General features: G+C 72.8%; 14 protein-coding genes and 2 riboswitches. All 14 genes read left to right on the forward strand.

The window, feature by feature from the left end; genetic code table 11:
* The first annotated feature begins 12 nt into the window (after positions 1-12).
* Positions 13-1,113 (forward strand): hypothetical protein, encoded by a 1,101-nt coding sequence (locus K8640_RS10600; RefSeq protein WP_223746939.1) that lies wholly within the window; start codon positions 13-15, stop codon positions 1,111-1,113.
* 44 nt (positions 1,114-1,157) lie between these two features.
* Entirely contained in the window at positions 1,158-1,754 is a 597-nt protein-coding gene (locus K8640_RS10605; protein WP_223746940.1) for an RNA polymerase sigma factor, read from the forward strand.
* Positions 1,751-2,629 carry a tol-pal system YbgF family protein gene (locus K8640_RS10610; protein ID WP_223746941.1) on the forward strand — a complete coding sequence of 293 codons (879 nt, stop codon included), beginning with the start codon at positions 1,751-1,753 and terminating at the stop codon, positions 2,627-2,629. Before K8640_RS10605 ends, K8640_RS10610 begins: the two co-directional genes overlap by 4 nt.
* A complete protein-coding gene (locus K8640_RS10615; protein ID WP_223746942.1) occupies positions 2,626-3,903 on the forward strand; it encodes a hypothetical protein in 1,278 nt (425 codons plus the stop codon). The genes K8640_RS10610 and K8640_RS10615 overlap by 4 nt, the downstream gene beginning before the upstream one ends.
* A 74-nt stretch (positions 3,904-3,977) precedes the next feature.
* Positions 3,978-4,499 carry an FHA domain-containing protein gene (locus K8640_RS10620; RefSeq protein ID WP_223746943.1) on the forward strand — a complete coding sequence of 174 codons (522 nt, stop codon included), beginning with the start codon at positions 3,978-3,980 and terminating at the stop codon, positions 4,497-4,499.
* A 9-nt stretch (positions 4,500-4,508) separates the two neighbouring features.
* Positions 4,509-4,756: riboswitch (cobalamin riboswitch) on the forward strand.
* Positions 4,757-4,814: 58 nt separating this feature from the next.
* On the forward strand, positions 4,815-6,776 hold the full coding sequence (locus K8640_RS10625) for a TonB-dependent siderophore receptor (RefSeq protein WP_223746944.1): 1,962 nt from the start codon (positions 4,815-4,817) through the stop codon (positions 6,774-6,776).
* Positions 6,777-7,109: 333 nt separating this feature from the next.
* Entirely contained in the window at positions 7,110-8,723 is a 1,614-nt protein-coding gene (locus tag K8640_RS10630) for an MXAN_6577-like cysteine-rich protein (protein WP_223746945.1), read from the forward strand.
* 19 nt (positions 8,724-8,742) lie between these two features.
* A riboswitch (cobalamin riboswitch) is annotated at positions 8,743-8,959 on the forward strand.
* Between the two features lie 184 nt (positions 8,960-9,143).
* Positions 9,144-10,520: a hypothetical protein gene (locus K8640_RS10635; RefSeq protein ID WP_223747252.1), complete on the forward strand. Its 1,377-nt coding sequence runs from the start codon at positions 9,144-9,146 to the stop codon at positions 10,518-10,520.
* The gene (locus tag K8640_RS10640) at positions 10,517-11,245 is read left to right on the forward strand and encodes a cell surface protein (RefSeq protein WP_223746946.1); all 729 of its coding nucleotides are present in this window, start codon (positions 10,517-10,519) and stop codon (positions 11,243-11,245) included. The genes K8640_RS10635 and K8640_RS10640 overlap by 4 nt, the downstream gene beginning before the upstream one ends.
* Positions 11,242-11,733 carry a ubiquinol-cytochrome c reductase iron-sulfur subunit gene (locus K8640_RS10645; protein ID WP_223746947.1) on the forward strand — a complete coding sequence of 164 codons (492 nt, stop codon included), beginning with the start codon at positions 11,242-11,244 and terminating at the stop codon, positions 11,731-11,733. The genes K8640_RS10640 and K8640_RS10645 overlap by 4 nt, the downstream gene beginning before the upstream one ends.
* A gap of 151 nt (positions 11,734-11,884) precedes the next feature.
* Positions 11,885-13,567 carry an FHA domain-containing protein gene (locus K8640_RS10650; RefSeq protein WP_223746948.1) on the forward strand — a complete coding sequence of 561 codons (1,683 nt, stop codon included), beginning with the start codon at positions 11,885-11,887 and terminating at the stop codon, positions 13,565-13,567.
* Positions 13,568-13,650: 83 nt separating this feature from the next.
* A complete protein-coding gene (locus K8640_RS10655) occupies positions 13,651-17,454 on the forward strand; it encodes a serine/threonine protein kinase (RefSeq protein WP_223746949.1) in 3,804 nt (1,267 codons plus the stop codon).
* A 75-nt stretch (positions 17,455-17,529) separates the two neighbouring features.
* Positions 17,530-19,221, forward strand: a complete 1,692-nt coding sequence (locus tag K8640_RS10660) for a carbon starvation protein A (protein WP_223746950.1) — start codon at positions 17,530-17,532, stop codon at positions 19,219-19,221.
* Between the two features lie 21 nt (positions 19,222-19,242).
* Complete coding sequence (locus K8640_RS10665) at positions 19,243-21,885, forward strand: fused MFS/spermidine synthase (protein ID WP_223746951.1); 2,643 nt, start codon at positions 19,243-19,245, stop codon at positions 21,883-21,885.
* The last annotated feature ends 2 nt before the right edge of the window (positions 21,886-21,887 follow it).

The following is a 21,887-nucleotide window of genomic DNA, read 5'->3' on the forward strand; positions in this document are numbered from 1 at the left end:
AGCCTCGCGTTCATGGCATCGGGCGTCGTGTTGATTCGGCTGGGGCTCGTCGCCGCCCTGTGCCTGGGCGTGGAGGCTCGCGCGGAGGACGGCGGCGGCGCATGGCTGGCCGTGGCGCGCATCGCCTCCGCGGAGGACGGCGCCCTGCTCGAGCGCGTGCGCGGACAGAGCAGCGACCTGCCCGTGGAGCTGCGCGCCATGCCGGGCCCCTCCCTGGAGGGCCCGCCCCAGGCCCAGTGGCGCTCCGCCGTCGAGCTCGCGGACGCGCACCAGGCCCGCGCGGTGCTCTGGTTCCAGCGCTCCGGCTCCGAGCTGCGCGTCCACTTCGCCGAGCCCGGCAGCCGGCACCTCTTCATCCGCACCGCGAAGCTGGAGGGACAACCCGGCGCGCTCGAGTGGTCCGCGGGCGCCGAGGCCGTGGCGCTCGTGGTGCGCTCCGCCCTGCGCGCGGTGGAGGCGGGCACGCCCCTGGGCGAGGTGGTGGAGGCCGCCGCGCCCCCCGTGCCCGTGCTCGAACCCGAGGCCGGCCCCGTCGTCGTGCCCCCGGAGCTGTGGACCTATCCGCCGGCCTCGAAGGACGCGCGCTCCCTGCGGTGGCAGGTGATGGTGGGCGGGCTCGCCGCGCTGGATGGGTACACGGACTCCGGCCAGCAGGGGTTCCTGATTGGCTCCGGGTGGGAGTTCCCCTCGGCGCGGCTGCGGCTGCTGCTCTCGCTGAGCCTGGCGCGCATGCTCCCGGATGGGCGCACCGACGTGAAGCTGGAGCAGTACTCGGGCGGGCTGTGGCTGGACTTCCCGCTGCTGGAGACGGGCGCCCTGCGCTGGGGCCTGGGCGCAGGGGCGGGCCTGCTGCTCTTCGGCCGCAGCACGGAGTCGTACTTCCCGGGCATCCAGGCCGCCAAGCCGCGCTTCATCCCCGCGCTGCTGGTGGGGCCCGACACGTCCCTGCGGTGGAGCTTCTCGCGGCTGCTCGCCGTGGAGCTGTCCGTGGCCGCCGACGCGGCGGTGGGGCGGCCGGAGCTGGGTTACTCCGAGAACGGAAACTTCGTGCCGCGCAATCAGGGCTGGGCCATCCGGCCCAGGGCGTCCCTGGCGCTGGTGCTGCTGCCATGAGCGGTGATGACCCGTTTTCGCCTCGGCCTCCCTCCATGGGGTCGATGACGAGCACGGGTCCGGAGGCCATCGGCAGGGCAAGACCTGGAGTGGACCCGCGCATCCAGGCGGCCATCCAGGGGCGCAAGGAGGCCGCCGAGTCCCTGCTGCTGGAGCTCCTGCCCCGGGTGCGCAACCTGGTGCGCTACCTGGTGCACGGCGACGGGGACGTGGAGGACATCGCCCAGGAGGCGCTCATCGCGCTGCTCCGGGGGCTGCCCTCGTACCGGGGAGAGGGGCAGTTCCACTCGTGGGCGGACCGGGTGGTCGCGAGGACCACCTTCGCGTGGCTGCGGCGCGCCCGGGGCACCGAGGCGCGCAGGGGCGAGGAGCCGGCCGAGTTGATGGCGGTGCCGTCCGAGGACGCGCCGCCGGACGAGTACGTCCACCGCCGTCGCATGGTGATGCTGCTGGACCGTATCCCCGACGAGCAGCGGCATGCGATGGTGCTGCACCATGTGCTCGGCATGAGCGTGCCGGAGGTGTCGGACGAGCTGGGGATTCCCTTCGAGACGATTCGCAGCCGCCTGCGGCTGGGGCGCACGGCGCTGCGCGCGCTGGCCACGGATGCGGGTGGCGCTCCGGAGGGAGGTGCGGCATGAGTCGGCTCGTGGATGAGGACGGGCCGAACGAGCTGCTCACGCCGTTGGATGACGGCTCCGGACCCGCGCGCCGGCTGTCGCGGCAGAAGTCCGCAGCGCTGGTGCAGGCCGCGCTCCTGGCCGCGATGGACGCGCCGTCGCCGCCGCCGCGTCGGCGACACCGGCCGCATTGGTGGATGGGCGGGGCCCTGCTCGTGGTCGGCGCCGCGGCGGTCGCGACCTGGCAGCTCTGGCGTCGCCAGGAGCCTCCTGCTCCGGAGGACACGGCGGTCATCGCTCCCTCCGCGCCGCTGATGCCCCGCGCCGAGCCCGTCGTGCCCGTGCCCGAGGCGCTCGCGCCGGAGCCGCCCGTGCCGTCGATGCCCGGTGCGGCCGCGCGAGCGCAGTCCGTGCCTCCAGGGCCGGAGGGGGTCGCTCCGCAGGTGCCCGATGCGGTCGCTCTGGAGTCCATCACTCCGGTGAAGCCCCGGATGAGCGCGCCGTCCGCCGCGCCCGCGCCGGAGGACCTGCTGCGCCGGGCCAACGCGCATCGGGCCACCGGACAGTGGAAGGCGGCCGAGGCGCTCTACCTGCGCGTCATCCGGGCCGAGCCCCAGGGCATGTCCGCGTACGTCGCGCGCGTGGCCTCGGGCGCGCTGAGGCTGGAGCACCTGGGCGATGCGCGCGGGGCGCTGCGCCAGTACCAGGAGGCCCTGAAGGGCTGGCCCGGGGGCTTGTTGGAAGAAGAGGCGAGCCACGGTGTCACCGAGGCGCTGCGCGCGCTGGGGGACCGGGACGGCGAGGTGCGCGCGTTGGAGGACTTCCTCGCGCGTCACCCCGATTCGCCCCATGCCGTGGCGGCCCGGAAGCGGCTGAAGGAGGTCTCAGGTCGATGAGTCGCGCCAACGTGTCGCCGTGGAAGTCCGGGACGAAGGTCCTCTGCGTGCTGGGGTTGGTGGGCGCCTGGAGCGCGTGCGAGGTGAAGGACCCGGTGGCCTTCATCGAGACGCCTCGCAACGACGCGGGGCCGGTGGCCTCGTCGGACGCCGGGCCGACGACGGGCGAGGGCGAGCAGCCCGCCGATGACCACACCGCCTTCTGCGCGTCCACGGGGCCGCTGCTCCTGGTGGGCGACAGCCTCACGGGCGCGAAGGTGTGCAGCGGGCACCTGGCCGAGCGGGCCTTCCGCTACGCGCTGTGCTCGTGCGAGCGGCTGGCCTTCAGCGCGTCGCTCACCACGGATGCGTTCAAGAGCTCGCTGGGCAAGTACGTGCCGGGCGGCAAGGGCGGCGCGGTGGCGACCAATGGCGGCGTCGCGGCCAACGACACGCTGACGATTGGCGGCGGGCTGAGCGCGGGCGGCGCGGACGGCATCCTGCTGGGGCGCGGCCTGTCGGTGGGCGGCGGGCTGTACAGCGGCGGTCCGCTCAGCGGCAACGTGTCCGCGCAGGTGACGGGGGACGCGTGGGTGCGCGGCGACGTGGGGCTCGCGTCGCTGAACGTGGCGGGCAAGCTGGCGGTGCCCGCGGAGCGCAGCATGTCCGGCACGGTGACGGCCGCCGAGGTGCTGCGCGAGCCGGTGGCCTCGGTGTCGCCGTGCGCGTGCGGGGACACCGCGTCGGTGGTGGACATCCAGGGGCTCATCGCCAACCACGCTCGCGAGAACCACAACGACGTCATCGACCTGGAGCCCTCGGCGCTGCAGGGCTTCACCGGCGAGCGCACGCTGGAGCTGCCGTGCGGGCGCTTCTTCCTGACGGGCATCGAGGGCCAGGGCCGGCTGAACCTCGTGGTGCGCGAGCGCACCGCGCTCTTCGTGCGGGACAGCGTCGTCATCGGCGAGCGGCTCTCGGTGGAGGTGGTGCCGCCGGGGGAGCTGGACTTGTTCGTGGGCGGCGACATGACGGTGGCCGGCCAGCTCCTGCTGGGGTCCGTGGACGCGCCGGCGAAGGTGCGCGTGTACGCCGCGGGGACGGGGACGCTGGGCATCTCCGCGGGCAGTGTGCTCGCGGGAAACCTCTACGCGCCCGGCGCCACGCTGACGCTCAGCGGCAACGCGGAGGTGTTCGGCTCCGTCTTCGTGCGCCACATCGAGTCGTCCGGCACGCTGGCGTTGCACTACGACGCCGACATCCTCTCGCTGGCGAGCGCCTGCGGAACCGTGGAGTGACGCAAGGGGGGTGGACAGGGCGAGGGGGCGTGCACAGGTTTGCGTGCACACCTTCCCGGCCTGGAGGGCTCGTCGTGCTCCACCGTCTGTCCGCGCTGATGTCCCGGCTCCAGGAGGACCGCGAAGCCCTGCTGCGGGAGGTCGGGTGGCCCGTTCTGGTGTGGGACTCCATGCCGAGCCGTCCGCGCTCCGTGGCGCAGGCGGAGCCGCCGACGCTGAAGGTGCCGATTCCATCGCGAGTCGTGGAGCCCGTGGTGTTCGAGCTGTGTCCGCGCTTCCCTGGCCGAGGGCCGGAGGTGATGGTGGGCCGCAGCCCCGAGTGCGACATCGTCCTGCCCGAGCCCACCGTGTCGCGACAGCACGCGCGCTTCCGTCCGGAACCGCACACCGAGGTGTGGAGCGTGACGGACCTGGAGAGCCACGGCGGCACCTTCGTGGAGGGGGTGCTGATTGTACCGGGGCGCTCGACGCCGCTGTTCAGCCAGGCCTCGCTGCGACTGGGGGGCGCGCAGGTGGTGTTCCTGCAGGCGAGCGCCTTCGAGTCCTACGCGCGCGCGTGCGAGGTGTCGTCCCGGGTGCGCTTGACGCGCTGGTAGTCAGCTCCTAGAAGGGGTGCGCCCTTGGGTGCCCATGTCGGGCTTTCAAGAGGGAAGCCGGTGCGATTCCGGCGCGGTCCCGCCACTGTGAATGGGCCGCCCTGAGGTCAGGGCCGGGGACTTCGGTTGTCGCCACTCCGGCGGTGTCCAGGCGGACGCTCCGGGGGAAGGCGGAAGCCCCCTTCCAGCCAGACGCGTCGTGCGCCTGGAGCTGGAGTCCATCAGCCAGGAGACCTGCCCGAGGGTGCGGACGTGTCGCGTGGCGGCACGTGCGGATGGCCTTCTCTCTTCGATGGAGAGAGCGGAAGGCGGAGCATGCGGCGCACCTTCCTCGCCGGGCACCTGGTGTGCCTGGCGCTCAGCCTGCCTTCCGGAGCGCGCGCGCAGGCGACGGACGACGTCGTCGTGCCCGCGACGGTGGTGCGAGGCAAGGCGCCGCCGCCTCCCGACGCCCCCGAGCGCCGCGACCCCACGGGCGCCATCACCGTCATCGACGCGAGCGAGCATGCGGGCGAGGCGCGGGACACGGCGGAGCTGCTCGTGGGCTCGGTGGGGCTCGCGGTGCAGGACTCGGGTGGCTACGGGCAGAGCAAGAGCCTGGTGGTGCGCGGCGCGGCGTCGAACGGGGTGCTGGTGTTCCTGGATGGAATCCCGCTCAACGGCGCGGGCGGCATGGCGGACCTGTCGCAGGTGCCGGCCGCATTGGTGGAGCGACTGGAGGTGCTGCGCGGGGGCGCGGGGGCTCGCTATGGCTCGGGAGGGCTCGGCGGCGCGGTGAACATCGTCACGCGCGCGCCGTCGTCGCACGTGCGGGCCAGTGGAGAGGTGGTCTACGGGAGCTGGAACACGGCGCTGGGGCACGTGGCCATCACCGGGCCTTTGTTGGACGGGAACGCGCTGGTGCTGCTGCACGCGGGGCGCTCGGATGGGGACTTCGCGTACGAGCTGGATGAGCTGCCCGCGGTGCCGGACAACCCCGTCACGGCGGAGGCGCGCGCGCGCAACGACGCGAAGGGGGGAGGCGTGCTGCTGCGGTATCGGCGGCGGCTCCCGGGGGGCTCGCGGCTGGATGTGCTGTCCGAGCTGTCGCTGGAGGACCGCGCGATTCCGGGCACGGTACAGAACCCCCAGTCCGCGGGGCGACAGGACCTGGACCGGCTGTCATTGGGCGTGCGGTGGTTGGGGACGCAGGCGAGTGCGAGGGGCTTCTTCCGTCGCGATGGCCTGGAGGTGACGGGGGGGCTGCTGGGGGCGGGAGGTCCGCAGCGGCATGTCGTGGGTGGGGTGGAGGTGGAGGGGCGGACGCTGCTCGGGGGCGGGCATGCGCTGACGGCCACGGTGGCGTCGTCGGGGGAGCAGGTCACCCAGGCGAAGGGCGCGCAGTCCGCGAGCTGGTGGCGCGGCAGTGTCATGGTGATGGACGAGTGGGCGCTGGTGGCTGACGTGTTGAGCGTCGTGCCGTCGCTGCGGTTCGAGCGGGTGGGGCCCTACTGGTTGTTCTCGCCGAAGGTCGGCGCGTGGCTGTCGTTGGGCGGAGGCGTGGGGCTTCGGGCGAACGCGGGACAGTCGCATCGCGCGCCGTCGTTCCTGGAGCTGTACATCCGTCAGGGGACGTTGTTGCCCAATCCGGGGCTGAGGCCCGAGCGGGCGCTCTACGCGGACGCGGCGGTGGTCTGGGACTCCCAGGCGACGGTGGCGGGGGCTCCTCGGTGGAGTGTGACGGCGGGCGGCTTCGCGGCGCTTTACGAGGACCTCATCGCGTACGAGCTGTATCCGCCGATGATGGCGCGGCCGTACAACTTCGACGCCGCGCGGGTGTGGGGCACGGAGCTGGAGGCGGAGGCGCGGCTGTTCTCGTGGCTGTCGGCGAGCGGTGGCTACACGTGGCTGCGCACGCAGAACCGGTTTGGAGACCCGCGCTACTTCAACCAGGACCTGCCCAATCGCCCGCGACACAAGTGGGTGGGGCGCCTGCGCGCGGGGCCGGAGTGGCTCAACGCGCGCACCGAGGTGCTGTATCAGGCGTCGCAGTTCGTCAACCGCACGGGCACGCGCTCTCTGCCCTCGCGCACGCTGTGGAGCGTGGGGGCCTCCAGCACCTTCCTGCACCGGCCCGAGGTGACGCTGTCGGTCGAGGTGAAGAACCTGCTCGACGCGCGGGTACAGGACTTCACCGGCTTCCCGCTGCCAGGGCGCGCGGCGTACGCGACGCTCGCGGTGTCGCTCGAGCCGGCTCCTTCTGCTCCCGAGGGCTCGAATGCACCGCGCGCTCCGTGAGCCCGGACGCCGGAGTTGTTCCGGAGCGCGTGGCGTGCGAGGTGACACCGCGCCGTCGCCAGTCGGTGTGCGGTCCTCTCAGCCGCCCGCGCAACTCTCGCTGGGCCGCTCGGCTCATGAGCTGCGCGCCCTGCGCGCTCGCGTGCCCATGCCGGTCGTTCACGGCACCCGTTGCAGCGCCGTCCTCTCGCAGGGGGCATCTCGCACGCACGCTCCTCGCGTCCGGTTCGTCCGTGGGGCCCGCTCGCGAGGTGCGCGTCGCATGTGTTCGCTCTCCCTGGCACCGGTCGTTCGCGGTGATGCCGCGCCTGCCTTCCCCTTCCTGAGGACTCGATGCTTCCTGTTCCTTCCTTCGTAGCGCCCAGGTTGCTCGTCCTGTCGCTGCTCTGTGCCTCGGCGCTCGTGCTCACGGGCTGTCCGGATGAGGGCGTGGTCTGCACCTCCGGCCTCGTCGTCTGTGACGGCGCCTGCGTGGACACGCGGAGCGACACCGCGCACTGCGGCGCCTGTGGCACCACGTGCTCCTCGGGGGAGGTCTGTCAGGACGGCGCCTGTGGTTGCCGCGCGGGCACCGAGTTCTGCAACGGCGCCTGCGTGGACACCGCGACGGATGTCGCCCACTGCGGCGCGTGTGGCTCGGCCTGCGCCGCCGGACAGGTCTGCGAGTCCGGCACCTGTCGCGAGGGCTGCTCCGAAGGGCTGCTGCGCTGCTCCGGCGCGTGTGTGGACGGCCAGTCGGATGCGCTCCACTGCGGCGCCTGCGGCAACGTGTGCCCCGACGCGCAGTCCTGCCGCTCCGGGCGTTGCACCTACGACGTCGTGGCCGCGTGCTTCACCAACGGGCAGCTCGTGGGCCTCCAGGCGGGGACGGACCAGCTCGGACCTCGCCGAGAGTTCGGCGCTGGCATCCAGGCGCTCGCGTCCTGGGACGGCTTCGTGCTCGGCGCGGACATGACCAACGGCAAGCTGCTCCAGGCTCCTGGAGGCAACCTGGGCGCGCTCGTCGAGGAGGACTCGCTGGGCGTCGTGTCCGGCTCCCCCAATGACATCCTCGTGGACCCGCCCCACGTGTACGTCATCGACTCGGTGAACAACACGCTCCAGGTGCTCCGCCGTGACGGCCCGTCCCACGGCAACGGCCTGGGCCTGCGCACCGTGGGGCAGTTGAACCTCGGCCCGAACACCAGCCCCCAGGCGCTCGCGCGCTTCGGCGACCTGCTCTACATCCCGCTCTTCGGCACCGGCAGCTCCAACTTCCAGCACGGCAACGCCGTGGCGCGCGTGGACATCTCCGACCCCACGCAGCCGCGCAAGGTGGACACGCTGTCGCTCACCGGCCTGGACCTGAAGCCCTTCGACGGTACGGGCTCCATGCCCCTGCCGTTCTCGGTGACGGCGACGCGCACCCACGTGTACGTGGCGCTCACCAACCTCAACCCCGCCAACGACTACCGCCCCAACGGGCCGGGCATGCTCGCGCGCATCGACCCCGCCACCGGCGCCGTCAGCGCCATCGACCTGGGCCAGGAGCGCTGCCTCAACGCGGGCTACGTGGAAGCCGTCGGTGACCAGCTCGTGGTCGCCTGCATCGGTGAGGCCATCTACGACACGGCCAACGGCTACATCGCCACGTCGGTTCGCTCCACGGGGCTGGTGCTGGTGAAGAACGATGTCCCCGTGGCCTCCTACGCGCTGAATCCCGGCTGTCAGCCCGGCGCACCGGGTTGCCTGTTGTCGGTGGCCAGCCGCTTCGCCGTGTCCCGAGGCGCGGTGTACCTGGCGGACACCAACGCGGGCCGCGTCTTCGTCGTGGAGGTCGGTGATGGCACCCTCACCGAGCGCAGGGGCTACTCCACGCCCACCGCGAAGGGCCCCGCGCTGGAGGCGTGCCCGGTGGACCCTCGACGCCCCGTGTCCAACGCCATCGACGTCACCGCGCTCCATTGACAATGCCTGTCGCCCGCCATATCCCGGCCGCGTCCTCGGTGCCGTCGTGCGAACCACGGCGGCTCTAGGGAACCCGGTGCGAATCCGGGACTGCCCCGCAGCGGTGTGCAGGAACGACCGCCGTCATTGAAGCACTGGTCCCTCACGGGACTGGGAAGCGACGGCCACTAGGTGGGCGCCCTCCGGGGCTCCCGCGCCTGCGAGTCCGAAAACCTGCCGTGGACCCGTGCCCCTTGGGCACGGACATCACCGAGGCCTCCGAGGGGAGGCGGCGGAGGCGTCAGCCCATTCACCGCGCACCGTGGGGTGCTCGGGTGCCCGCCTTCGACCGCGTCCTCCTGGAAGCCCACCCGCCCGTGGGGGCGGAGAGGGACGAGGACGCAGATGAAGACGGCTGAATCGAAGCGCGCGAAACCTTGGATGAAGTCCGCATCACTGGCCGTGGCCTCCTTCGCCGTGGCCCTGCTCGGCACCGGCTGCAACCCGGAGTGTGTCGACCCGTTCGACTGCCGCGCCGACAACGGCGAGGCCCCCGCGGGGCAGCAGTGGGTCTGCGTCGACGAGCGGTGCGAGACCGAGCCTGCCCCCACCACCCCGACGCCCGACGCGGGGACGCCGGATTCGGGCACGCCCGACGCGGGCCCGCCGGACTCCGGGACGCCGGATTCTGGTACGCCGGACTCCGGCACGCCCGACGCGGGTCAGCCGGACTCGGGCACGCCCGACGCGGGTGAGCCGGATGCAGGTGCGCCGGACGCGGGTGAGCCGGATGCCGGCCCCGTGGTGGTCGACTGCGCGACGGTGCCGCTGGACCCGAAGCTGGGCACGCTCGTGCTCCAGCCGGGCTTCGTCGCCGCCGAGTCCGTGGCGCTGTCGCCGGACATCCTCGCGCTCGGTGCTTCTCCGGGCCCCACGTATGCGTTCTACGGCATCCAGGGACGAGGCAAGGACGCCGCGCTGTACTCGCTGGGCACCTGGCCCGACCTCCTGCCGGGCACCACGAAGCTCTTCGACATCATCACCCCGGCGGACCGCGAGGGCGGCGCCACGGTGTACCCGAACGGCTATGTCATCAACGACGGCCTGCGCGTCTTCACCGGCTACACGCTGGGCGCCACGGGCTCGCCGGGCAACGTCGCCGCGTATGACCTGGCCACGCCGGCCCACTCGAGCTTCGTCGTCGCGCCCAAGAACTTCTCCGCGGCGGCCTTCTCGTCCGGGGAGCTGAGCGCGGTGCTCGTCAACGGCGGCGGTCTGGGCTCGGCCTCCGACCTGGCTGTCTATGGTCTCGTGACGTCCACGGACCCCATGGGCACGGTGCGCGCGGTCAACTTCCCGCAGGGTGACGTGGTGGGAAGCGGCTTCACCGCCGTGACGGACACGGGCGTCGCCGCGCTGGGCTACTTCGACCAGAACTTCGTCAACGTCCTCCACGGCGTGGCGCCCACGACGCTCGCCACCGCCATCACCAGCGGCACGCCGCTGGACCTGGGCACCCAGGCGAAGGTCGACGTGGGCAGCGACTTCAACGACGTCGCGGCCTTCGGCGGTGGCGTGGTGCTCAACCGCGGCGCCTACGCTCCCCCGGACTACGACTTCGTCGCCACCGACGTGTCCCGCTACGCGCTGTCCGTCGGCGCGAATGACGCCGTGACGGTGGGCGCGCGCGTGCCCGTGCTCACCTACGTCAACCAGTGCACCACGGTGCGGATGCTCAAGGCGCTCGGCTCCGACGTGCTCGTCGGCGTGGCTGACCGCAACGGCCGGCGCCTGGTGCGCCTCCAGGTGGCGCCGTGAGCACGCGCGCCTCCTCGCGGTTCGGTCGCGGCACCGTGCTCGCCCTGGCGCTGAGCCTGTCCGCGTGCGGTGGGGACGAGGCTCCCGTCACGGACGACGACGCGGGGCCCGGTGACTCGGGGACCGACGCGAGCCCCTCGCGGCCCGCTGACCCGTACGCCGACGAGGTGGTCGAGTACCTGCCCGGCCCCGGCGCGGGCTTCGGACAGGACCGCTTCCCGTCCATCGTCCTGGGCGCGCCGGTGGGCGGGGGGCTGGACAGCGGCTCGCTGGATGTCCTCTCGCTGGGGCAGGGTGGCTCCATCACCCTGCGCTTCACGGACCTCGCGGTGGTGGATGGCCCGGGCGTGGACCTGCTCGTCTTCGAGAACGGCTTCCTCATCGCCGGAGGCCCGCGCGCCTTCACCGAGCGGGGCCGCGTCTCGGTGAGCGACGACGGCGTGCAGTGGCACGAGTTCCCCTGCGCCCCCTCGGACGCGACGAACAACTACCCGGGCTGCGCGGGCGTGCGTCCCGTGACGGCCAACCCCGCCGCTGGCATCAGCGCCACGGACCCCGCCGTGGCCGGCGGTGACGGGTTCGACCTGGCCACCGTGGGCCTCGCCCGGGCGCGCTACGTGCGCATCGTCGACGCGGGCACCAACGGCTCGGCGGGCACCTCCGCGGGGTTCGACCTGGACGCCGTCGCCGTGGTGAACGGCGTGTCGCTGACCGCCGCGCCATGACGGACCTGGACCGCCGCGCCGCGCTCCTCACGTTGGCCCGGGGCGGCTGTGCCCTGGCCACGCTGGGCGCGGGGTGCGGCGGCGAGTGGCGGGAGGCCATCGTCCTGGACCCTCCGCCCGAGGGCGCCTCCTGCCCCGACCTCCCCCAGCCCGGCACCGCCGCCGAGGGCTGGGTGGAGGTGCGGCTCGAAGCGCATCCGGGCCTCGAGTCCCCCGGAGGCCACGCCCGGGTGCACGCGCCCGAGGCCCTGCTGGACGTGCTGCTCGTCCACACGACGCCCGGGTGCTTCGTGGCGCTGTGGCGCATCTGCACGCACGGCGACTGCGGCGTGGACTGGCGGCCCGGGGAGGGCGTGGTGGAGTGCCCCTGTCACGGCTCGCGCTTCGCCCTGGACGGCGCCGTCCTCCAGGGCCCGGCCCGGCGGCCGCTGGCGGCGTTCACCGCGGTGCGGCAAGGCGCGTCCGTCTTCATCCACCGACCCCGCTGAGCCCCGCACCCGAGGGAGCGGCCCGGCGCACTGTCAGTCCTGACCCGGCGACGGGCCTTTGCGCCGGGAGTCCGGGTCAGCCCCGTCCCCCTCCGGGGCACAGGTCTCCCTCTCTTACGTTGAGAGAGAGTCGTGTAATGTCGGGGATTCGATGTGGCAGATCATCATCAACGGGCCCGGCTACTTCGACACGTCCTATGACTTGCCCGAGGGCGTGACGAGCCTGGGCCGCGCCGACGAGAACGACATCGTGCTGGGCGGAGACCTGGTCTCGCGCCGGCACGCGCGCCTCTACGTGGAGGCGGACATCCTGCGCATCGAGGACCTGGGCAGCCGCAACGGCAGCCGCGTCAACGGCGCGCCCCTGCAGGGCTCCCGGCAGCTGTCCCCCGGCGACTCCGTGGCGCTGGGCGAGAACACGCTCGCGGTGCGCCAGCCCAACACCGTGGAGAACGCCGCCACGGAGATGGTGGACCTGGGCGCCGGCGGCGTCGTGCGCTTCGGCCACGGACAGGACGTGGGCCCGTCGGTCCTGCTCGCCAAGAGCGTGCGCGACGCGGACGTGCTGCGCCTGCTCGACAACGTGGGGCCGGTGCCCTTCGAGGACTTCAACCAGCAGGCCTCGTTCGTCCCCCCGGCCAGCCCCCGCGTGGCGCAGGAGACGCTGGTGCTGATGTTCCGCACCGCGGAGGCGCTCTCCACCGCCACCACGCTGTCCACCTTCCTGGACCTGACGATGGACCGGCTGCTGGAGCGCACCGACGCCACCACGGCGGTGGTGCTGCTCAAGCACCCCACGGGCGCGCTCGTCCCCGCGGCGGTGCGCCACCGGGGACGGCTGGCCAAGGGCGAGGTGCCGGTGTCCGACGCCATCGTCGACGAGGCGCTGCGCCAGGGCCGCGCGCTCGCGGTGGGCGACGTGCGCGACGACCGCCGCTTCGCCGCGCGCGAGAGCGTCATCCTCTACGGCGTGGCCAGCGTGCTGTGCATCCCCATCGGCTCCGAGGCCCCGTACCAGGGCGTGCTCTACGTCAACACCTCCGCCAAGGGCGACGGGCTGGAGCCCATGCTGGACGCGTGCTCGGCGGTGGCGCACCTGGTGGCCACCGGCGTGCAGAAGTTCTCCCCGCGCGACGGCGGCGCCACGCAGGAGCGACTGCGCCGCTCGCTGGAGCGCTTCCACCCGCCCGACGTCGCCGAGCGCCGCGCCACCGAGGCCCAGCGCCAGGGCGGCCGCCTGCCGGGCCTGGAGGAGCGCACCCTCACCGTGCTGCACGTGGAGCTGGTGGGCTTCCCCGCGCTGGCGTCGCGCATCGGCGGGGCCAAGGCGACCAGCCTGCTGAGCGACTTCCACTCGCGCGCCACCGGCATCGTGTTCAGCTTCGAGGCCACCGTGGAGTCCTTCATCGGTGAGTCCATGCGGGCCCTGTTCGGCGTGCCGTACGTGAAGGGCGAGGACTCCGTGCGGGCGGTGCGGGCGGCCTTGGCCCTGCGCTCGGACTGGGAGCGGGCGATGAGCCGCCGTCCCCTGGACGAGCGCTGCTCGCTCCGGATGGCCCTGCACACCACGCGCGCCCTGGTGGGGATGATCGGCAACGAGGTCCGCCCCGACTACACCGCCGTGGGCGAGGGCATGTCCGTGGCCACCTGGCTGGCGGCGACGGGCAACCCCGGGCAGGTGTTGATTTCCGGTAAGGTGCTGGCGGCCGTGGCGGCCCGCTTCGACGTGATGCCCCTGGGGGAGCGGCTGGTGCGCCCCCCCAAGGAGAAGGTGGCCGCCTTCGAGGTCCTCGACGAGGACGTCGGGGTGTTGACCAACCCCGGCCTGCGGTGAAACCCCCTGCGGCAGGTTGACGGGTTGATGGACCAGGGCAAGCCAGGGTTCAATGGGCGCCCGAGTGGTGGACCCCCGCCCCCATGAACGCTCATAACCCCTCCGCCCGGCTGCGCCCGTTCCGGCCCCAGCCCTTTGGCCGGTACACCCTCCTGTCCCATCTGGCGACGGGCGGCATGGGTGAAATCTATCTCGCGAGGCTGGAGGGCGCGCAGGGCTTCGAGAAGCTCTGCGTCATCAAGAAGATCCTCCCGCAGCTCGCCGAGGACACCGACTTCGTCGAGCGCTTCGTGGGGGAGGCGCGCACGCTCGTCCGCCTGAGCCACGGCTCCATCGCCCAGGTGCTGGACATGGGGCTGCACGAGGGCGAGGCCTACATGGCCCTCGAGCACGTGGACGGCAAGGACCTGCGCAAGGTGGCCGCCCGGGTGGGGGACAGGCAGGTTCCGCTGCCGCTGACGTTCATCCTCTACGTCATGGGCCGGGTGCTGGACGCGCTGGCGTACGCGCACCGCAAGAAGGACGACGACGGGGAGGACCTGAAGCTGGTCCACCGGGACATCTCGCCGCAGAACATCCTCATCTCCTACGAGGGGGAGGTGAAGGTCATCGACTTCGGGCTGGCCAAGAGCCGGCTGTCGGCGGCGAAGACGAACCCGAGCATCATCCTGGGCAAGTTCCTCTACATGTCCCCGGAGCAGGCCCGGCACCAGCCGGTGGACCGGCGCGCGGACCTGTACGCGGTGGGCCTGACGCTCTACGAGCTCATCTGTGGGAAGAACCCCTTCGACGGCATCCACCCCGGCGAGCTGATGTCCGTGGTGGCCAACCCGAAGGTGGCGCCGCTGGACGAGGTGGAGCCGCTCACGCCGCGCTCGGTGACGGCGCTGGTGGCCAAGGCGCTGGAGGTGGACCCGGCGCAGCGCTTCCAGACGGCGGAGGAGTTCCGCGGCCGGCTGCAGGCGTGCCTGATGGAGATCGACCCCAGCGCGGGGCCGGAGAGCGTCAGCCGCTTCATGCGCGAGCTGTTCACCGCGGACTTCCAGTCCGAGCGCCGGCTGCTCGCGAGCCTCAAGGACGTGCCGCGCGGTGGCTACGCCGAGGCGCGCGCCGCGGCTCCGGAGCCCTCGGAGGAGGGGGCCGCGCCGCGTCCGTCGCCGCCCGCGGGGGCGATGTTGCCGGCGAAGACCATCCGCCTGGATGGGCCGGTGGAGGCGCTGTCCTTCCATCCGACGCGGCGCAGTCGCGATGGTGGGCCCGTGGATGACGGGGAGACGCGTCCAGGCATCCCGATGGATGAGTCCACCCGGCCCGCCTTCCCGCTGGAGGCGCTGGAGGAGGAGGCTCGGGTGCGGGCGGCCCGGCTGAATCCGGACACGTCGCCCTCCCTGTCCGTGGAGGTGGCGCCCGAGGTGGCCGCCCGCCCGCCCGCGCCGCCGCCCGCCGTCGCGCCCGCGCCTCGGCCGCCGTCGCAGACGCGCGAGGTCCCGCTCACGACCATGCCCGCGGAGGCGATTCCTCCCGCGCCGCCATCGCCACCTTCGCGCCCGGACACGCGGCCCACGGAGCTGGAGCTGCTGCCCGTGGGCGCGGTCGTCGGTCCTGCGGACGGGCAGGGGAGCCCCTACGACGCCACCGACCCCCGCGCGGAGCCGCTGCGTCCCTTCGGTGAGGACCCGCGTGGCGCGGCGTCCCGGCCCCCCACGTTCAGCGGTGGGAACCCGCGTCCTCCTCCGCCTCCCGTCACACCGCCTCCCGCGGCGGTGATGCCCCAGCGGCAGGCGCTCGTGCCTCCTGGCGCGCCGGCACCGGCGTCTCCGGCGCGCTCCGGGGTGATGGTGATGCCCGCTGTCAGCGTGCCTTCCGAGGCGCCGGCTTCGGGTGTGACGACGCGGCCTGGACCTGGGGCCTCGATGCCGTTCGCGGGCGAGCAGCCCGCGTCCGGTGTGACGACGCGGCCTGGACCTGGGGCCTCGATGCCGTTCGCGGGTGAGCAGCCCGCATCCGGTGTGACGACGCGGCCTGGACCTGGGGCCTCGATGCCCTTCGCGGGTGAGCAGCCCGCGTCCGCTGCGACGACGCGCTCCGGACCTGGGGCCGCGATGCCCTCGGCTGGCGAAGTGCCCGCGTCCGGTGTGACGACGCGGCCAGGACCGGGGGCCTCGGTGCCCTTCGCGGGCGAGCAGCCCGCGTCCGGCGTGACGACGCGACCTGGACCTGGGGCCGCGCCGCCCCCTGGGTCTCCGTCGCGCTCGGGCGCGATGACCATGCCCCCGGCCGCCGCGTCCGCGCGCGGCGGCTCCCTGACGTCGAACCCGGGTGTCCCCTCACGCTCGGGTGCGATGTCGATGCCCGACGCGGCGTTGACGTCGAACCCCGGCGTGCCGTCGCGCTCGGGAGTGATGACGGGGCAGGGCTCCGCGTTGACGTCGAACCCGGGTGTCCCCTCCCGCTCGGGAGCGCTGCCAGGGCAGGGCTCCGCGTTGACGTCGAACCCAGGGGTTCCGTCGCGCTCGGGCGCGTTGCAGGTGCAGGGCGCCGCGTTGACCTCGAACCCAGGCGTGCCGTCGCGCTCGGGAGCGAAGGTGGGCGAGCCGGGCGTGGTGGTCTCCGACCTGGAATCTTTGGTTGGTGACGCGGACGGCGAGCTGCCGGTGCTCACGCCCGAGCAGATGGGACACGGCGAGCCGTCGGAGCGCCTGGAGGAGATGGACACGAACCCCCGGGCGTCGCGGCCCGGGCGAGCGGAGCGCTACGAGGACACGCACCCGCGCGCGCCTCGGGACGCGGACACGGACCCTCGGGGTCCACGCGTGGCGGACATGCAGGCCCGCGCCGCCGTCCACGAGGACACCCAGCCTCGCGTCGTCCTGGACGAGAGCCTCCTGCGTGACGCGGAGGGCGTCGCGCGCGACGACGAGGAGCGCTCGGGTGTCTCGCGTCCGAAGACGGGCTCGCGCCGTGTGAGGCCGTCCTCTCCGGGCATGGCGCCCGCGCCGGGGCGACGCACGGGTGTCAGCCGTCCCGTGGTCGTCGCCGTGCCCGAGGAGGAGGAAGAGGACGCGGACGTGCGCGTGTCCATGGCCTCGCACGAGGAGACGCGGCGCACGTCGGTGCCCTCGCGGCCCAACGTCCCCGTCCGTCGCCCGTCGGAGGACACGCGCAAGACCACCGTGCCCAAGCGCGGCAAGCGCAGCTCCGCGCTGACGTGGGTGGTGGTGCTGGGCGGCTTGGGCGCGCTGACGGCGGGAGCGGCGTTCCTCCTGTCGGACCCCCAGGTCCGGGGAATGGTGATGAACCAGCTCGGGCAGCTCGGCCTCGTCGCCAAGGGGCCCGAGGGAGCTCCGGCTCCGAGCCCCGTGGCTCCAGGCGCGAAGGCCTCGAAGGCCCCTGGGGACGGCGCCGCGGAGCCCAAGCCGGGCGCCGTGGTGGCGGAGCAGGCCCCCGTGGAGGCGGCGGCCCCTGGCGAGCAGGCCCCGGCTGACAATCCCGCGGCGGTGGACAGCCCGCCGTCCGCGCCTCCCGAGGCCGAGGCGGCCACCGCGCCGAAGAGCGCCGAGGACGATGACGGCTCGTTGCTGGCGCCCCTGGGGAAGCCGGCTCCGAAGGCCCCCGCGCCGAAGCGCGCCAACACCAATCGCGTGCGCATCATCAAGGGCGCGGGCCCGCAGACCGAGCTGGCACGCGAGTGGAAGGCGGCGAACGCCGAGTTCAAGAAGCTCGAGGCCCTCCGGTCCTGCGACAACCTGGGGTTCCTCTGCCAGAAGCGGGACGACCTGGATGAAGAAGTCGCCGCCGCCCAAGGGGAGTCCAACCCCGAGCTCTTGAAGACGGTGAGGAACTTCAGGAAGCAGGTCCAAGGCAAGCTGGCGTCAGGCGACCCGTGACGCCGTTGCCGTCGTCCTCGGACTTCCAGGAGCCAGGGTGTTGACCGGAAGTCCGGGTCGGGAAAGCCTCGCGGCATGAGCCTCCCCCTGATTGCTGGAGTGTTCCTGGTGGTGCTGGCGCTGGGCTATCGCTTCTACGGAGGCTTCATCGCCCGGCAGTTCCGCCTGGATTCTGGAGCGGTGACGCCCGCGCACGCGAAGAGCGACGGCGTGGACTTCGTTCCGACCAGGCCCTTCTACCTGTTGGGCCAGCACTTCAGCGCGATTGCCGCGGCCGGGCCCATCGCCGGGCCCATCCTGGCGGCGCAGCAGTTCGGTTGGTTGCCGGCGCTCTTGTGGATTGCGGTGGGCTCGGTGTTCATCGGGGCGATGCATGACTTCGCCACGCTGGTGGCGAGCATCCGCCACGGCGCGGTCTCCATCGCGGAGGTGGTGCGCAGCCACCTGGGGCCCACCGCGGGGCTGGCGATGCTGGCCTTCATCTGGGTGGCGCTCGTCTACGTCATCGTCGCCTTCACGGACGCGACGGCGGCCACGTTCGTCAGCGGCGACGCGGAGCTGGAGGGGCTCACCTTCCGCTTCAACCCGGGCGGCGCGGTGGCGTTCGCGTCCATCGCGTACCTGCTGCTGGCGGTGGTGATGGGGCTGGTGGACCGCTGGCTCAAGCCGCCCCTGTGGCTGCAGACGCTCATCTTCGTGCCGGCGACGCTGGGCGTGGTGTACCTGGGCACGCGCATGTCCACGCTGCTGGTGCTGGATGCGCGAGGCTGGTCCGCGCTCATCCTGGCGTACTGCTTCGTCGCGTCGCTCACGCCCGTCTGGGTGCTGCTGCAGCCGCGCGGCTACCTGGGCGGCTTCGTGCTGTACGCCGCGCTGGCGGTGGGCGTGGTGGGCATCTTCTACGGCGGGCTGAGCGGGGAGCTGTCCATCCAGCAGCCCGCCTTCTCGGGCTTCAACGTCCCGGGGCCCGGCGGCGCGCTGTTCCCGTTCCTCTTCGTCACCATCGCGTGCGGCGCGTGCTCGGGGTTCCACGGGCTGGTGTGCTCGGGCACCACGTCGAAGCAGATCGACAAGGAGCCGCACTGCAAGCCGGTGGGCTACGGGGCGATGTTGCTGGAGGGCTTCGTGGCGGTCATCGCGCTGGCGACGGTGATGGTCGCCACCAAGGCGGAGCTGACGGGCAAGGCGCCGGGCGCGGTGTATGGCGCGGGGCTGGGGCGCTTCATCGTCACGGTGCTGGGCAAGGAGTACCTCGTCATCGCGACGACCTTCGGGGCCATGGCCTTCTCCACCTTCGTGTTCGACACGCTGGACGTGTCCACGCGGCTGGGGCGCTACATCCTCCAGGAGCTGTCGGGGAAGAAGGGCAAGGGCGCGGCGATGGTGGCCACCGCGGTGACGTGTGGAGTGCCGCTGGCCTTCGTGCTGCTGGCGGGCTCGGGAGCGTGGCGCTCGTTCTGGACGTTGTTCGGCACGTCGAACCAGCTGCTGGCGTCGCTGTCGCTGCTCGGGGTCTGCGTGTGGCTCAAGAGCACGGGCCGGCCCTATGTGTATGCGTTGGTGCCCATGATGTTCGTGGGGGCTGTCACGCTCACCAGCCTGGTGCTCCTGGTGCGCGAGGCGCTGTCGCCGGCGAGCTCGGCGGCGTCGCGGGTGAACGGGGTGGTGGCGGTGGTGTTGCTCGCGTTGGCGCTGTCCCTCTTCGCCGCTGGGTCGCGCGCGCTGCGCTCCCGGCGCCATCCTCCCGCCGCGGCGCCGGCTGTCTGACGTACGTCTCCCAGGGTCTCCATGCTTCGATACTCCGTCGCCATCTTCACGAGCGCCTTCCTGTTGTTCGGGGTGCAGCCCCTGGCGGGGCGCTATGCGCTGCCCTGGTACGGCGGGACGCCCGGTGTGTGGACGGCGTGCATGCTCTTCTTCCAGGCGGCGCTCCTGGGCGGCTACGCGTACTCGCACGGGCTGGCCTCCCGGCTGACGCCGCGCCTGCAGGCGAAGGTGCACCTGGGTGTGCTGGCATTGGCGGTGGCCGTGTTGGGGGTGAGGGCGCTGTGGGTGGGCTCGCCGGTGGCGCCGGGGCCCGAGTGGCGTCCGGTGGGCACGGACCTGGCGGTGCCGCGACTGCTGGCGATGCTGGCGGTCACCATCGGCCTGCCGTTCTTCGTGCTGAGCACCACGGGGCCGCTGCTCCAGTCCTGGTTCGCGAGGGCGCGGCCGGGGCGCTCGCCGTACGTGCTGTATGCGCTGTCGAACGTGGGCTCGCTGCTCGCGCTGCTGGGCTATCCGTTCCTGGTGGAGCCCTGGGTGGGGCGGGGCGCGCAGGCGTGGGGCTGGGGCGTGGGCTTCGTCCTCTTCGCGGTGGCCTGCGCGGTGTGCGCGGTGGATGTGCTGCGCCATGAGCGCTCGGCGGCGGCTCCCGTCGAGGGACAACTCGGCGTCACGGTGACGCACGTGGCGGCGGACGCGGCGTCACGGCTCGCGGTGGGTGCTGGCGCAGCAGGGGGCTTGGGCTCCGATGCGAATGCCGCGCTCATGGGAGGCTCGCGCGAAGCCGAGCCACACGTCGCGGCGGGCGCTGGCAGAGTGGTCTCGGGCGTCGATGCGAATGCCTCGCCCGTGGCGGGCGCGGAGCCGCGAGCGACGGTAGGGGTTGGCGGAACGGTTTCGGGCGTCGATGCGAAGGCCTCGCCCGTGGCGGGCGCGGAGCCTCGAGCGACGGGAACGGTTTCGGGCGTCGATGCGAGCGAGACTCTCGCCGGAGGCGCTTCGCGCGGGGGGACCGCCGGGCACGCCACGGACGCCGAGGCCGCGCACGCGGCCGCCTTCGCGGCGATGAAGCAGGAGGCGCGAGGTGGCGCGCCGGACGCCCCTGTGATGGAGCACCCGTCGAAGCCCGGCCTGAGGAACACGCTGGAGTGGCTGGGGCTGTCCACCTGCGCCTCCGTGCTGCTGCTCGCCACGACGAACCAGCTCTCGCAGGACGTGGCCGCGGGCCCGTTCCTCTGGGTGCTGCCGCTCGCCGTCTATCTGCTCACCTTCATCCTCGCCTTCTCGCGCGAGTCCTTCTACTCGCGCACGCTGTACTCGGTGCTGCTCATCGCCTCGGGCGCCGCGGCGGCGCACGCGCACGCGGCGGGTCCACACTTCCCGCTGCCGCTGCTGCTGCTGGCCTACGCCGCGTCACTCTTCGCCGGCTGCATGGTGTGCCACGGTGAGCTGTTCCGGCTGCGCCCCGCGCCTCGGCACCTGAGCGCCTTCTACCTGTGGGTCTCCGCGGGCGGTGTGCTGGGCGCGCTGTTCGTCAGCGGCGTGGCCACGAACTTCTTCCGCGCCTACTGGGAGTATCCGCTCTCGCTGGGCGGCTGCTGCCTCGTGGCGCTGTTGGGCCTGGCGAAGGCGCCCCCGGACGAGACGCGCGGCCGGCGCGTGAGCCGGATGCTGCGCGGCGCGATGCTCATGATGGTGACGACGAACCTGTTCCTCTCGATGAGCCAGGACCTGGAGCGGGCCCGGTTCAGCGAGCGCAACTTCTTCGGCGTGGTGCGCGTGATGGAGCAGAACGCGGAGGACCCGGCGCTCCACCTCTTCGGCCTGCGCCACGGCGCCGTCACCCACGGCTGGCAGCTCGCCTCACCGGAGAACCGCTCGCGGCCCACGACCTATTACACGCGCGAGGCCGGACTGGGCCTGGCCATCGCCGAGCAGCGTCGACTGCGCGAGGCGGTGGGACTGCCCCCTGGCCTGCACGTGGGGGTGCTCGGCCTGGGCGTGGGCACCAGCGCGGCGCTGCTCGAGAAGGGCGACCGGGGCCGCTACTACGAAATCAACCCGGCGGTCATCGAGCTGGCCCAGGGCAAGGGCGGCTTCTTCAGCTTCCTCGCGGACTCACCGGCCACCGCGACGATGGTGGAGGGCGACGCGAGAATCTCCCTGGAGCAGGAGCTGGAGCGCGGCGAGCCGCAGGGCTTCGACGTGCTGTCCCTGGACGTCTTCTCCTCGGACGCGGTGCCCGTGCACCTGCTCACCGAGGAGGCGGTGGCCCTCTACAAGCAGCACCTGGCCCCCCACGGTGTGCTGGCGATGCACATCAGCAACGTGCACCTGGACCTGGTGCCGGTGGCGCTGGCGCACGCGCGCAAGCTGGGCATGCACGCGACGTTCGTCTTCCACGAGACGAAGGACGACGCCCTGCGCAGCAACTGGATGCTGCTGAGCCCGGACCGCGAGTTCTCCTGGGGGCCCACCTTCACCCGCGCCACCGCGCGCGTGCGGCGCCTGGGCCTGCGCGGCGAGCCGGACTTCACCTGGACCGATGACCGCAGCAGCGTGCTGCGCGTGCTGCGCCAGGGCGGCCCCGACTCGCGCGTCCTGGACGTGGAGGCCTCCTCGGGCCCGCCGCCCACCCAGCCCCTGGCCCAGCCCGCGTCCCCGTGAGG

It is taken from the genome of Myxococcus sp. XM-1-1-1 (assembly GCF_020037095.1).
Lineage (GTDB): Bacteria > Myxococcota > Myxococcia > Myxococcales > Myxococcaceae > Myxococcus > Myxococcus fulvus.